This window comes from Streptomyces sp. NPDC059874 (genome assembly GCF_042731135.1).
Classification (GTDB): Bacteria; Actinomycetota; Actinomycetes; order Streptomycetales; family Streptomycetaceae; genus Streptomyces.
The window spans coordinates 130,289-143,728 of sequence record NZ_JBHWJY010000001.1 but is presented as its reverse complement, the minus strand read 5'-3'; the positions used below and the strand labels follow the sequence as shown (position 1 = coordinate 143,728).

General features: G+C 72.4%; 11 protein-coding genes and 1 pseudogene. 2 read left to right on the top strand and 10 right to left on the bottom strand.

The genetic code is table 11. The features are described from left to right. Window positions 1–37: 37 nt before the first annotated feature. The 9 genes from ACFV9H_RS00555 to ACFV9H_RS00515 all read right to left on the bottom strand — a co-directional run bounded on the left by ACFV9H_RS00555 (window position 38) and on the right by ACFV9H_RS00515 (window position 9,734). Window positions 38–847 carry a glycosyltransferase family 2 protein gene (locus ACFV9H_RS00555; protein ID WP_385391405.1) on the bottom strand — a complete coding sequence of 270 codons (810 nt, stop codon included), beginning with the start codon at window positions 845–847 and terminating at the stop codon, window positions 38–40. Next, window positions 844–1,953 carry a hypothetical protein gene (locus ACFV9H_RS00550; RefSeq protein WP_385391404.1) on the bottom strand — a complete coding sequence of 370 codons (1,110 nt, stop codon included), beginning with the start codon at window positions 1,951–1,953 and terminating at the stop codon, window positions 844–846. The genes ACFV9H_RS00555 and ACFV9H_RS00550 overlap by 4 nt, the downstream gene beginning before the upstream one ends. A gap of 5 nt (window positions 1,954–1,958) precedes the next feature. Next, entirely contained in the window at window positions 1,959–3,527 is a 1,569-nt protein-coding gene (locus tag ACFV9H_RS00545; protein WP_385391403.1) for an oligosaccharide flippase family protein, read from the bottom strand. Further along, window positions 3,499–4,386, bottom strand: coding sequence for a Wzz/FepE/Etk N-terminal domain-containing protein (locus ACFV9H_RS00540; RefSeq protein ID WP_385391401.1), 888 nt, complete (start codon window positions 4,384–4,386; stop codon window positions 3,499–3,501). The genes ACFV9H_RS00545 and ACFV9H_RS00540 overlap by 29 nt, the downstream gene beginning before the upstream one ends. 27 nt (window positions 4,387–4,413) lie before the next feature. After that, window positions 4,414–5,535, bottom strand: a complete 1,122-nt coding sequence (gene wecB, locus ACFV9H_RS00535) for a non-hydrolyzing UDP-N-acetylglucosamine 2-epimerase (protein ID WP_385391400.1) — start codon at window positions 5,533–5,535, stop codon at window positions 4,414–4,416. Between the two features lie 3 nt (window positions 5,536–5,538). Next, window positions 5,539–6,795 carry a nucleotide sugar dehydrogenase gene (locus ACFV9H_RS00530; protein WP_385391399.1) on the bottom strand — a complete coding sequence of 419 codons (1,257 nt, stop codon included), beginning with the start codon at window positions 6,793–6,795 and terminating at the stop codon, window positions 5,539–5,541. Next, on the bottom strand, window positions 6,795–7,565 hold the full coding sequence (locus ACFV9H_RS00525) for a WecB/TagA/CpsF family glycosyltransferase (protein ID WP_385391398.1): 771 nt from the start codon (window positions 7,563–7,565) through the stop codon (window positions 6,795–6,797). Before ACFV9H_RS00525 ends, ACFV9H_RS00530 begins: the two co-directional genes overlap by 1 nt. Then, window positions 7,562–8,731: a hypothetical protein gene (locus ACFV9H_RS00520; protein WP_385391396.1), complete on the bottom strand. Its 1,170-nt coding sequence runs from the start codon at window positions 8,729–8,731 to the stop codon at window positions 7,562–7,564. The genes ACFV9H_RS00525 and ACFV9H_RS00520 overlap by 4 nt, the downstream gene beginning before the upstream one ends. 403 nt (window positions 8,732–9,134) lie before the next feature. After that, complete coding sequence (locus ACFV9H_RS00515) at window positions 9,135–9,734, bottom strand: acyltransferase (RefSeq protein WP_385391395.1); 600 nt, start codon at window positions 9,732–9,734, stop codon at window positions 9,135–9,137. Window positions 9,735–9,961: 227 nt separating this feature from the next. Between ACFV9H_RS00515 and ACFV9H_RS00510 the strand changes: the two are divergent. Next, window positions 9,962–11,085 (top strand): annotated as a pseudogene (locus tag ACFV9H_RS00510) (hypothetical protein). Beyond that, window positions 11,082–11,738 (top strand): HEAT repeat domain-containing protein, encoded by a 657-nt coding sequence (locus tag ACFV9H_RS00505; protein WP_385391393.1) that lies wholly within the window; start codon window positions 11,082–11,084, stop codon window positions 11,736–11,738. The pseudogene ACFV9H_RS00510 and the gene ACFV9H_RS00505 overlap by 4 nt, the downstream one beginning before the upstream one ends. A 55-nt stretch (window positions 11,739–11,793) precedes the next feature. On the opposite strand, the gene ACFV9H_RS00500 is transcribed toward ACFV9H_RS00505, so the two are convergent. Further along, window positions 11,794–13,416, bottom strand: coding sequence for an amidohydrolase (locus ACFV9H_RS00500; protein ID WP_385391392.1), 1,623 nt, complete (start codon window positions 13,414–13,416; stop codon window positions 11,794–11,796). Between the last annotated feature and the right edge of the window lie 24 nt (window positions 13,417–13,440).

Sequence of the window (13,440 nt, the reverse complement as noted above, 5' to 3'; positions counted from 1 at the left end):
CAACCACCTGTGGTCGGTGCGGATGGGGGGGCGAGCTTCAACTTGGCTGTCTCCATTGCGTGTAGAAGCTGGCCGGGTTCATCAGGTATCGGACGGTGGGGTGCGGCACATGGCGCACCCGGTGCCGGCGGCCGTACCGGCGGATCAGCTCCCAGTCCTCTCGGGGCAGCACCTCCGGTGTCCGGCGCAGACGGCTGAAGTGCAGTGAGCGGTTGCGGCGGGCGACGAAGGCGTTGGTGTCCAGGAAGGCCTCGCGGGCGGCGCGACGCCGGTCGTAGGGCACCGACAGGACGTCGTGCTCGCTGCCGTCGGGCAGGACGCGGCGCAGCGCCGTGTAGACGGCGTCGGGCCCGCCCGGCGTCTCCAGGACTGCCAGCGTCCGTTCCAGGTGGTCCGGTTCCCACAGGTTGTCGTCGTCCAGGAACGCCACGTACCGCGAGCGGGTGAGGCGGATGCCGACGTTGCGCACGACGCCCGCCACACCGGTGTTGCGTGCCAGCGATACGGCGAACAGTCGTGGGTGGTCGGGGAGTTCGGGCAGTCCGGCGCCGTCGTCGACGACGATCACGACCTGGTCCCGGACGGTCTGGTCCAGGGCCGAGCGCACCGCGGCACGCAGCGCCTCGGGACGCCGGTGGGTGGCGATCACCGTGGCGACCAGTGCCGAGGGCGGCGACGCCAGGACGAGGGCGAGCCGTCGGGTCTCGGCGTCCTCGATCCGGCGCAGCCGCACCGCGCTCGGGGCCAGCAGGACCTTGTTCCTGGTTTCGAAGAGCACCAGCCAGCCGAACAACGTCTTGAGCACCGTCCACGGCGCCCGCGCGACGCGGCGCACGACGCCGCTCACGGGGTCGGCTCGGGTTCGATCGGGCGGCCGTCGGACATCCGGTTGTTCCGCCACACGTTTCCGGCGCCGCTTTGGTTCCAGTGGGCGACCACGCCGTATCCTCCGGCGGCGGGGTGGTATTCCGTCGAGAAGACGTTGTCGGTGACCTTGATCCCGGTGGCGCCGGTACTGCCGCCGTAGAGGGCGTAGGCGCCGCCGGCTATCCAGTTGTTGTCGACGGTGACGTTGCGGACCACCCCGGTGTCGGCGAACAGGCCGATGCTCCCCGAGGCGCCCTCCTTGAGGCCGGTCGGGTTCAGCAGGGTGTTGTGGCGGATGATCAGCTCCCCGGTGTTGCCGCCGCTGCTGATCACCGCGTTGGTGTGCTGCCACTCACCGCCCAGGTTGACGAACGGGGCGATGTCGTGGACGTAGTTGTCGTGCAGATTGCCCTGTCCCATGGCCAGGGCGTCGCCGAACACCGAGACGTCGCACCAGCCGACCTCGATGGAGCTGCCCCCCATGTTCGACACCGCGTAGTCCACGCCGCCGTTGTCCGGCCCCTTGCCGGGAACGGCCGTGATGGTGGAGTGCAGGACCCTCAGGCCGCTGTAACCGGGGCGCAGGTTGATGCCCCACCAGTTGTCCGAGGTGATCTTGCTGTCGATGACGGTGACGTCGTTCGCGTAGATGTCGAGGGAGCCGGTGATGTCCCACCCCCGGATGACGAGCCCGTTCTCGCGGACGGCCATGTACCCGGTCTTGTGGGGCGTGAGCGGGATCCGCGGACCGGTGGTGGAGGCGTCGGGGAAGCCGCAGGCGCTGAAGGTGGCGCAGGCGGCCTTGGCGGCGGGGGTGCCGGACGGACTCGCGGCACCGGCCGTCGCGGTGGGCTTGGCCGTCGGGGACGCGGAGGCCGCGGGGCTGCCCGTCGCCTGGCCGTCCGCGGTCGGCGGGCCCCCGGTCGGTGAGGCCGGGGATCCGCTCGCGGGGCAGGTTCGCGCGGAGTCCGGGCAGTCGGGCAGCGCGGACGAGCGGTCCGGTCCCGAGCAGGCGACGCCCATGACCGCCAGCAGGGCCAAGAGCAGCAGTCCCGCGAACGGGTTCCGGCTGATGCGCCGTGACATCGGGTTCACCTCGTGTCCTGTGGGGTGGGCCGGGCCGGTGCGGACGGCCGACGCCGGCCGCGGTGGGGCCGGTCGCCGCGGTCGGCTCCGCGCAGGAAGCCCCGGCTGGGCAGTACGCACACGGTGTAGGCGGCCGTGGCGGTCGTGCCGATCGCCAGGAGCGCGAGCCGGCCGTCGCCGAGCCAGCGCTCCCCGCCCAGGATGGTCGCGGCCATCACGGCCCCGCCGAGGAAGGGCCACGCGCAGGCCTTCGCGACCCAGGCGACACCGATGCCGCCGCGGCCGAGCGCGTACAGGAACACGGGCACCACCAGGCCGCCGGCGACCAGGACATGGGCCTGGGAGGCTCCGACGATCCCGTTCAGGCGGGCTCCGACGAGGAGCACCGGGATCAGGGTCACCAGCCACAGGCCCTGCACCAGGAAGAGCGACCGGCGCTGTCCGACCGCGATCAGGCAGTCGTAGGCGAGTTCGCTGCCGATGCGGATCAGGCCGAGGGCCATGAGCCAGGGCAGGGCCGCGGCGGCGGGCGCCCACTGGCTCCCGTAGAGCAGCTCGATGGCCGGCCCCGCGAAGCAGGCCAGCAGGACGCACAGCGGGACGGTGCCTGTGATCACCACGCCCAGGGCGCGGCTGAAGCCCTGGGCGAGCGCCTGCGGCGAGTCGGCCAGGCGGGAGAAGCCGGCGAAGGAGACCCGGCGGGCGGCCTCGGAGATGATCCGCACGGGCCAGCCGGACATGTTGAAGGCGAGTACGTAGAAGCCCAGGGCCACGTTGCCCACCGTCGCGCCGACCACCATGGTGTCGACATTGACCACCGAGAGGGCCAGCAGGCTCGCCCCCGCCAGCGGAAGCCCGAACCTCAGGAGTTCCCGGGCGTGCCCGGGGTCCCAGCCGTACTTCAGGGTGCCCGGTGCGGCCAGGCAGCAGCCGATCAGCGTCACGGTGTTCCCCGCCACGGCTCCCCAGGCGAAGCTCATCGCGCCCCAGCCCGCGAAGGCCAGCAGCAGCGTGACCGACGTGCTGATCACGAAGTTGAGCCCGTCGATGATCATCCGCTTGCCCTGGGCGAACTCACGGGTGAGGAACTGGCCGGGCACCGCGGCCACCCCGCCGATCACCACGCACAGGCACATCACCCGCAGGACGCCGGCGGCGTCCGGCGAGCCGAGCAGACCCGCCACCGTCGGTGCCGCCGCGAACAGCGCCACGTACAGCAGGCCGCTGGAGAGGGTGCTGAGGGTCAGCACGGTCGGCGCGAACCGCCGTGGGTCCCCCTCCCAGCGCACGATGGCCAGGCTCACGCCCAGCTCGTTCGCGGACAGCAGGACCAGCAGCACCGTCTGCGCGACGCCGTACACGCCCCATTCCGCGGGGCCCAGGGCGAAGCGTGCCAGCACGATGCCGGTCGCGAAGTTGCCCAGGCGCAGGACGAGGGTGTTGATCAGGCTCCACCGGGCCGCCGAGCGGACCTTCCGGCCGAGGGAGGGAGGAACGGTGGCTGCGGACGCGGGGGGAGCGGGGGCTTCGCCCGGCGCACCGGTCTCACTGTCCGGTGCGCGGACGGTGTCCATGGTTCGACTCCTCGTCGAGCGGCTCGGCGGTGATCGGTGAGGCCGTGACGGGCTGTGGCGCCTTGGGCTCCGCGTCGGCGGGCCCGTCCTCGTCGGACCGGGCCCAACTGGGCGGCCGCCGGATGGCGAGCGTCCGTTCCACCGCCGATTCCTCGGTCCGGGAGGCGGGGGCGGCCGACCCCTCCTCCGGCTCGGGGCTCTGGGCCTCCTGCTCGGAGGCCGGCTCCTCTTCGGGGTCGGGCCGGTGCTTGCCGGGGCCCCGCCGCCGCTTGCGGGCCTCCACGAAGAAGGTGGCGACCAGGCTGAGCACGAAGCCCAGTGCGGCCGCCATCGCGAGGAACTGGATCCGGGACTTGGTCTGGGCCTCCGGCTCCTGGGGCGGCACGATCGTGGCCATCCTGATCATGGCCTCGGGCCTCACCGACTGCTGGGTCTGGAACTCGTCCAGCCTCTTCTGCGCGTAGGCGGTGAGGATCTCGTCCGACTTGAGGACGGCCGCCCGGTCGGTTCCGGTGACGGTCAGCCACATGAAGGGGCCCAGGGCGTTGTCGGCGATCTTCGCCTCGTGCGTGCCGGTGAGGCCCAGGGCCTTGAGGTCGGCGACGGCACCGTCGGAATTCAGGTTGCGGGCGAGTCCGTCGGCCATCCCGGTGAGGGAGGTCTGGGTGCTCAGGAAGGGGTTGCCGTCGAAGGCCTCCGTGGCCTTCTTCGAGTTCAGGAGGGTCACCGTGCTCTGCGACTGGTACTGCACCGGAACGAAGAAGTGCACGGCGGCGGCCAGCGCCGCCGTGATCACCAGCCCGGGTATCAGGACGTACCAGCGCCTGCGCATGACCCGCCAGATTTCGGCGAGATCCAAGGTCTTCCCCTTCTCTGAACTACCTGTTTACTGCGGGACGAGGTCGGTCGGCCGGGGCCGGGTGTGCCTGCTCCCGCCGTCCAGCAGGACCTCGGCGATGCGCTCGCTCGCGCGGCCGTCCCAGAGTTCGGGGCAGCGGGGCGGGGGCGGATCGTCCAGCACCCGGTTCACGGTGGCCACGACGCGTTCCGGGTCCGTGCCCGCGAGCACGTTGGTCCCCTGCTCCACCGTGATGGGGCGCTCGGTGTTCTCCCGCAGGGTCACGCAGGGCACGCCCAGCGCGGTGGTCTCCTCCTGGATGCCGCCGGAGTCGGTGAGCACCAGGCGGGCGGAGTCCTGCAGGGCGATGAAGTCCAGGTATCCGGCGGCCGGTACGAGCCTGATGCCGCCGGGTACGCCCAGTTCGGCCAGCCGCTCGGCGGCCCGCGGGTGCACGGGCAGCAGCAGCGGGCACCGGTCCGCGATCTCGCCCAGGGCCTTGAGCAGGCCGCGCAGCGCCCCGGGGTCGTCCACGTTGGCGGGTCGGTGCAGGGTGACCAGTCCGTATCCGCCCCGGGTCAGGCCGTGGCGGTCGAGGACGTCCGACCGCCTGGCCCGCTCCAGGTTGGCGAGGAGGGTGTCGATCATGACGTTGCCGACGACGTGGATCTGGTCCTCCCGGTAGCCCTCGGCCCGCAGGTTCGCGGCGGCGTCGGGCGAGGGGGCCAGCAGGTAGTCGCTGAGCCGGTCGGTCGCGACCCGGTTGACCTCCTCGGGCATGCCCCAGTCGCGGCTGCGCAGTCCGGCTTCCACGTGGGCCAGCAGCGGGCCGGCCTTCGCGGTCACCAGGGCGCAGGCCAGCGTGGAGTTGATGTCGCCGACCACCACCACCGCGTCCGGGGCCAGTTCCTCGACCAACGGCTCGAACGCGGCCATCACCCGGCCGGTCTGTTCGGCGTGGGTGCCGGAGCCGGCGCCCAGGTACCGGTCGGGGGACCGGATGCCGAGGTCGCGGAAGAAGACGTCGTTCATGGACTCGTCGTAGTGCTGGCCGGTGTGGACCAGGATCACTTCGGCACCGCGGCGCTCCAGTGCGTCCATCACCGGTTTGATCTTCATGTAGTTGGGTCGCGCTCCGGCGACGCAGATGATCCTCTTCGTGCCGCTCACGACTCAGAGCACCTCCACGTTCGGTCCGGACAGCCGGTTGCGGCAGTCCAGTACGTACGAGGCGTGCTCGGAGATCAGCTGGTAGTCGAAGTTGTCGTGGTCGGTGATCAGGACGACCACGTCCGCCGCCGCGATCTCCTTGCGGGTCGGTTCGACCCGGACGAGCCGGGCGTCGACCTCGATGCTCTCCACCACGTGGGGGTCGGCCGCGCGCACCTTGGCGCCCATGTCGATGAGCAGTTGGGAGATGCGCACCGCGGGCGACTCCCGCGCGTCGCCGGTGTTCTTCTTGTAGGCGAGCCCGAGCAGCAGGACCCGGGAGCCGTTGACGGAGCGGCGTTTGACGTTGAGCGCGTCGATGACGCGGCGGGCCACGTACTCGGGCATGTGGCTGTTGATGTCGTTGGCGAGTTCGACGAAGCGGAAGTTCTGGCCGAGTTCCCGCTGGACGCGCCAGGACAGGTACGAGGGGTCGATGGGCAGGCAGTGTCCGCCGACCCCGGGCCCGGGGGTGAACTTCATGAAGCCGAAGGGCTTGCTGGAGGCCGCTTCGATGGCCTGCCACACGTCGATGTCGAGGTGCCGGGCGAACATCGCTATCTCGTTGACGAGGGCGATGTTCACGTGCCGGAAGGTGTTCTCCAGCAGTTTGGCCAGCTCCGCCTCCTTGGGCGAGCTCACCGGCACGGTGGTGTCGACGAGTTCCCCGTAGAAGGCCTCGACGGCCTTGAGCGAGGCGGAGTCGACGCCGGAGACCACCTTGGGGGTCTGTTGGAAGCCCCAGACGGCGTTCCCCGGGTCGATGCGTTCCGGGCTGTAGCCGAGGTGGAAGTCGGCGCCGGCGGTGAGCCCGGAGCCGTCCTCCAGGATCGGCGCGAACAGTTCCTCGGTGGTGCCCGGGTAGGTGGTGGACTCCAGGACGACCGTGGCGCCGGGCCGCAGGTAGCGGGCCAGGGTGCGGGCCGACTCCTCGATGTAGCGCAGGTCGGGTGTGCCTTCTCGCAAGGGGGTGGGGACCGTGACGACGGCGACGTCGAAACCGCCGCAGTCCCGGGCCAGTTCACTGGGCCGGTAGGTGCCGCGCTCCAGCGCCCGGGCGATCCGCTCCGAGGAGACGTCCTCCACGAAGGACTCGCCGGCGGCGAGGCTCTTGACCCGCCGGGAGTCCACGTCGTACCCGATGACCTGGTGGCCGACTTCGGCGGCCCGGATGGCGAGCGGCAGTCCGACGTATCCCTGTCCTACGACGACGACGCGCATCAGCGACTCCTGTTCGCAAGGCCGGCAGGCGGTGTGCGGCGGACGAGTTCCCGGGCCGTCATGGCGAGGAAGGCGGCGTTGGTGGTGAGGTAGCGCTTGCCGAGCCGGCGCGGCTCCTGGAGGGTGCGGTAGAACCATTCGAGTCCCATCCGCTGCCACACCAGTGGGGCCCGCTTGGTGATCCCGGCGAGGATGTCGAAGGAGCCGCCGACGCCGTGCACGACGTTGGCGCCGGTGCGCTTGCCGTAACCGGCGGTGAAGATCTCCTTCTTGGGCGAGGTCATGCCGAGGAACAGCAGCCCGGCGCGGCTGTCCGCGACGGCGTCGGCGATCGACTCCTGTTCGGAGTCGTCGAAGTAGCCGTTGCGGCTGCCGGCCACGTACAGCTTCGGGAACCGCTCGGAGACCCGCCGGAGCATCGTGTCCAGGACGTCCTGCCGGGCGCCGAGCAGGTAGACGGGGATGTCCGCCACCTCGGCCGCGGCGAGCAGCCGCATGAAAAGGTCGATGCCCGCGACCCGTTCGGGCAGTCTGACTCCCAGGACGCGACCGGCCCAGACCACCGCCTGGCCGTCGGCGAGGACCAGGTCGCAGCCGGCCACGGCCTCGGCGAGGCGGGGATCGCGCCGCATGTTGACGAGCTTCGCGGCGTTGACCATGCCGATCTCGATCTGCTCGCCGCGCCGTACCGCGTCCAGGCAGCGCTGTACGGTCTCGTCCATGGTCAGGGGGTCCAGTCCGACCCCGAAGAGGAACTGTCGTCTCGTCATCTGTGGGGACCCCCGAGCCAAGCGAACAGCATCCAGCCGAACTCGTACGGGCGGCACTCGCGGTCCACCGAGACGGGCCGGAAGATCCCGTCCAGCGGCGCCAGCCGCGCTCGGGGCGCGACCCGGGTGGTGAGTCCGCGGGCGGCGCGGACGGCCTTCTTCGGGTCGCCTCGGTAGACCTTGCGCCAGGTGACGCCGAACTCCTCGCGGATCATCGGCTCGCGCGGGGTCCCGGTGGGCCCGGCGAGTTCGGGGACCTCCGTCATCCAGCGCAGCCCTTGGTGGATCTCCGCGGCGAAGTCCGTGCCGCCCGCCTCGGCCAGGTCGAACAGGGCGGTCGGGGCCATCGCGTGCTGGTGGACGCTGTAGACGGGGTAGCCCTCCACCACGGTGCCGTGCCGGGCGTCGTAGTGCCACCACCACTGTCCGCCGTCCCCCTGGAGGGCGCAGATGCGGGCGGCGCAGGCGTCGGCGGCCGTGAGGGCCTGCGGGTCCCCGCCGCTCGCGTGCAGCCTGGCGAGGGCCTGGAGCGGGTACGTCTGGTCGGCGAAGCAGGCGACGTGGGACCGGTAGCCGGGCACCAGCCCCGGTGCGGTGGCGTGCGCGAACAGCGGGCTGTCCCCGGTCCTGGCCGCCAGCAGGCGGTCGCGGGCGGCCGGGATCCGGCCCTCCACGTCCAACGTGCCGCGGGCGGCGGCGAGGGCGGAGAGCACCCAGGCCGCCTCGACCGTGTACTGCGGCCGTCCCGGCTCGTCCAGGGCGGCCACCCGGTCGAGGGCGTCGGACAGCTTCGGGTGGCCGGTTTCGGCGGCCGCCCAGGCGATGAGCGCCGCGTCGCCGAGGTTGACCACGCCGGGAAGCCGCTGCACGAGCAGTCCCGTGAACTCCTCGGCGGTGCGACCGCCGAAGAGTGCGCGCTGGCGCTCCTCGGGCAGGAACCGGGCCCCGAGCGCGGTGATGGCCGCGTACCGGGTGCTGGTCCCGCGCTGCTCCAGGCCGCGGGTGCCGTCGGGCGACACCTTGCCCACCCGGGTGAACACGAAGGTTTCTTCCCCGGGCAGGTACATCGCGGGCAGGCCGGACTCGGCCAGTGCGAGCAGTCGCTCGGCGAGGGCGTGCAGCGCCGGGTCCTCGTGAGCCAGTGCTCCTAATCGCTTGGTGGTCATCGGGTCCCCACCCCGACTCCCCGGGTGCTCCGGGCACCCCGCATGTCCGAGCCGTAGCGCTCCAACACACCTACCCCCTCTGATGTCTCGTCGGAGGGGGATTGCGCCAACGGCGCCCGTGCCCGCGGCGTCGTCCCGCCGATGGCACGAACCGTCCCACGGCTGCGTCTGGAACCCCCCAGCGATGCCGCGGACCGGGGTACACGGATCGGCGGTGTCGGCGGGAGCGGTGTCACCGCGCCCGGACATGACACTGCCCCGGTGCCCTCGTCGTGTACAACCCCCCACTGAGCAAGGCCTGTTGCCTGCTCAGATCCCGTTGTGCAGGGACACGGTATGCCCATGGATGTTCGTTGATTGTGGTTTTGAGGAAATGCCGTTGCCCTAAATTGCCGACATTCCGTCAGCTGCGCTCGGCGAGGGTGCCGTCCTTCTCCTCGTACAGCGCACCGGTGCTCGGGCACTCCCAGACGTCCGGCTCGTCCCCGCGCGCCACCAGACGGATTCCGGCCTTCCCCACCCAGCCGATCCGCCGGGCCGGCACCCCGGCCACGAGCGCGAAGTCGGGTACGTCCCGGGACACCACCGCGCCGGCAGCGACCAGTGCCCAGCGCCCGATCCGCACCCCGGCGACACACACCGACCGGGCGCCGAGCGAGGCCCCCTCGGCGACCACGACCCCGGCCGCCTCCCAGTCGCCGTCGCGCTTCAGCCGGCCGTCCGGGTCGACCGCACGCGGGTAGAAGTCGTTGGTGAGCACGGCCGCCGGGCCGATGAACACGCCGTCGCCGAGCACCGCGGGCTCGTACACGAGCGCGTAGTTCTGCAGCTTCACGTGGTCGCCGATGCGCACGCCGGGCCCGACGTAGGCTCCGCGCCCCACGATGCACCCGCGCCCGAGGCGGGCGTCCTCCCGTATCTGTGCCAGGTCCCAGATGGTGGTCCCTTCGCCGAGCTCGGCCGACTCGTCGACCTGCGAGGAGGGTTGAATGCGGACACTCACGACGCGTTCCCCTTACGGTTCGCGAGGCCCCCGGGCGCACGGGCCTACGAGCGGAGCATATGCGCCGCCGGCCGGCCGCGCCCCGTGGATCAACCCACTGTTCGCCAAACGGACTTGAGGTGCACCACCGGCCTTGTCGCGCGGGCGCGGACCGTACGTGAATCGCCTGGAGATAGGCTCCGTGACCAGGGGATTCACCGGATGAGCAGTCAAGGCGGGGGCAGTGCATGGCATACCGGCGCGCGGCGATACCGGCACTGGCCGGGGGGCTGCTGCTCACAGCGCTGCTCTGGTGGGCGGGGGCGAGCGCCCAGGCGCTGCACCTGCCGGGCACCACCGGCGTGATCGGCGGCCGGGCCGCCGCCCAGCTCGAAGGCTGGCTCGCCCCCTGGTCGTACGACCCGCCGGCGGCCCTGCCGCTCGGCTCCGAACCGTCCGGCGGGACCGGGACGACGGCCGGGAGCGGCAGCACGCGCTACGGCACGCTGTACGGGGCCGGGATGCAGATCCGCTTCGCCGCGGTCTTCGTCTTCTTCGTGCCGGGGGCGCTGCTCCTGATCCGCAGGCTGCCGCCGGTGCGCGGCCGGGTGACGGCCGCACTGCTCGCGGTGTGGGCCTGGGGCCTCGTGGCCGGGGTGCTGGCGGTGACCGTGTCGGCGCCGTGGCTGATCGCCTCGATGGGCCACGGCAGCTACCGCGTCCTGCCCCAGTTGGCGAGCGTGATCGCCTCCGGGCGGCCCGTCGTGGTGGTGACCGCGCTGGTCGCCGCGGTGGTGACGGTGCTCGCGGCGCGCGTCACGGCCGAGGGCGCCGGTCCGGTGCCGCAGAACATCGTTCCCGCGCGCGCGGCCCGCCTGGCCGCCGGCGTCGGGACCGCGGTGGTCGCGGTGTCCCTGGTGGTGCTCTCGTACCAGCCGGTGGCCGCGGCGATCCAGATGGTCTCCCCGGACGGCGGGCTGTTCGCCGAGCCGGGCGACCTCCTGCGCCAGTGGCTGCTGCTCGGCGCCTGGGACAGCCCGGCGGGCGTGCCGTTCGGAGACTGGCTCTTGTACCGGTCCGGCGACGTGCTGCTGCTCGTCGTGGTGTGGTGGGCGCTGCGCCGGCTGCCCGCCCTGCTCACCCGGACCACCGTCCCGGCGATGGCGGTGGGCGCGGTGTGCGCGACGGTCCTCGGGCTGTTGGCGAGCCAACTCTGCGGTTGGCGACGGACCGTACGGGGCTGCTCTACGGGCCGCTGCAGCTGTTCGCCGGCATCGGCGGCGGCATCCCCGCCGCCCTGGTCTTCGGGCTGTTGGCAGGGGTCTCGGCCGCGGTGACCCTGCGGTTGACCACTGCGAAGGAGCTGTCATGAGTACGGGGAAGTGGCTGCGCATCGCGCTACAGCGTTACGTCCTGACGGCCTTCCTCGGCTGCGTGGCCGCGTTGGCGGTGCTGCCCGGCGAGGAGCACCTCAAGGAGGCCTTGGAGGTGGGGCCGCGCGTGGTGCTGGTGGTCGTGCCCCTCCTCACGATCGCGACCATGTTCGTGATCGTCCTGCTGGCCGGTCGGCGGTTCGAACCACCGACCGGCGGCCCCCAGCGGATCCGGGGCGGCTGGATGGTCGTGCTCCCGCTGGCTCCGTTCTTCCCGGTCGGACTGTTCGCGCCGCTGCAGTACCTGATCGCGGTGAGCACGCAGCTCGTCTACGTGTTCTGCGTGCTGCCCTGTCAGGATTCCCGCGACACGGCGGCTGTCCTGCGCTCGCTCGCCGACCCGGCCGTCCCCGCCGAGCAGCGCGCCCGGATCGCACGGGCGGTCGGAGAACTCCGCACCAGGCCGGTCGTGGAAGCGCTGGTGAAGGCCGCGACCGACGAAGAGCCGGAGGTTGCCGAAGCGGGGCTGGAGACCCTCTGCGCCATCTGGCGACGTGACGGCGTCGTCGGCGAGGACTTGCTGTCGAGGCTTCGCCCCGAGGCCCAGGAGCGGGTCCGCGCGCTGGACATCAGGGTCCGTAGCCCCTGGTGAGGACCTGGTGCTGTGGCCGTGAACCTTTCCGGCCACAGCACCAGGCCCGCAGCCGTCACAGGCTCGGGGCGCGGTGGGTCGGTCGGCCGGCCAGGACCGTGAGCAGGACCGGCAGTTCGGGCAGGTCGGTGGCGCCGGCCGCGAGGGGGTTGCCGGCGAGGGCGGTGAGGTCGGCGCGGTGGCCGACGGCGATGCGGCCCGCCTCGTGCTCCTCGCCGGCCGCGTAGGCGGCGTTGACGGTCATGCCCTGGAGGGCTTCCAGGGCGGTGAGGGCCTGTTCGGGGCCGTGCGGGGGCTGGGTCAGGTCGCGGCTGGGGCGGCGGTGGCGGGCGCCCGCCATGACTCCCAGCGGCGGGTACGGGGCGATGGGCCAGTCGGAGCCGAGGACGACGCTCGCGCCGGAGTCCCACAGGTCGCGGCAGCGCCAGGCGCGGGAGGCTCGTTCCTCGCCGAGCCGGCGGGACCAGTTGTCGGTGTGGTCGGCGCGGGTGAAGTCGCAGCAGTGGGTGGGCTGCATGGAGGCGATCACGCCGAGCTCGGCGAAGCGGTGCAGGGTGTCGTCGGGCACGGTCTCGATGTGCTCGACCCGGTGCCGGACGCCGCGGCCGCCGCCGGCCTGCGCCTTCTCGACGGAGTCGAGGACGTGTCGGACGGCCGCGTCGCCGATCGCGTGGGTGGCCGTGGGCACGTGGGCCCGGTGCAGCTCGCCGATGATCCGCGTGTAGGCCTCGGGGTCGGGCCAGAAGGCGTGCGTGGATTCGCCGTGGCAGTCGGGGCGTTCCAGCCAGGCGGTGCCGTTGTCGATGGTGCCGTCCATGAAGAGCTTGACCCCGTCGGTCCGCCACAGCGCGCCGCCCGTGCCCTGCTGCTCGATCAGCGCGCGCAGCGCCTCCGCGTCGATGCCGGGCCGGCACCAGGGTGCGACCCGCAGGCGCAGCGGCAGCTCGCCAGCCTCGTCGAGTTCGGCGTAGAGGGCGAGGCTGTCGCCGTTCGCGTCCATGGCGTGGCCGCCCGTGAGCCCGGCGGCGGCCATGGCGCGCAGGGCCGCGGCGAGGCGGGCGCGGCGCTCCTCGCGGGTGGGCTGCGGGGCGACGCGCTCGACGAGCTCGCAGGCGGCGTCCTCCAGGAGCAGCCCGGTGGGCCGGCCGTCCGCGTCGCAGACCACCTCGGAGGCCTGGTCGAAGGTCCGCGGCCCGTCGACGCCGGCGAGTTCCAGCGCGCGCCGGCTCGCCAGCATCGAGTGGGCGTCGAAGAGCAGCAGGAGCGCCGGGACTCCGTCGAGCACGGCGTCGAACGGGGCGATCTCGACGGGGCGGCCACCGAACACGTTCGGGTCCAGGCCCCAGCCGTGCAGCCAGGCGCCGGGGGCGAGGCGCCGCACCTCGCGGTCGAGGGCGGCGCGCACCTGGTCCACGTCCGTACAGCCGGACAGGTCCAGTCCGTGGGTCAGTTCGGCGCCGGAGACGGGGTGGAGGTGCCCGTCGACCAGGCCCGGGGTCACCACCGCCCCCTTGAGGTCGATCACCGTGGTCCCGGAGTCCGCGAGCGCGCGGATCCCGCGGTCGTCGCCAAGGTCGGTGATCCGCCCGTCGGACGCGGCGAGGGCGGTCTGCGGGAGGAACGCGCCCGTCGCCGGGTCGAGCAGGCGGGCGGAGAGCAGGACGAGAGAGGTGCGCACGGGGGCTCCTGGGTGGAACGGTGA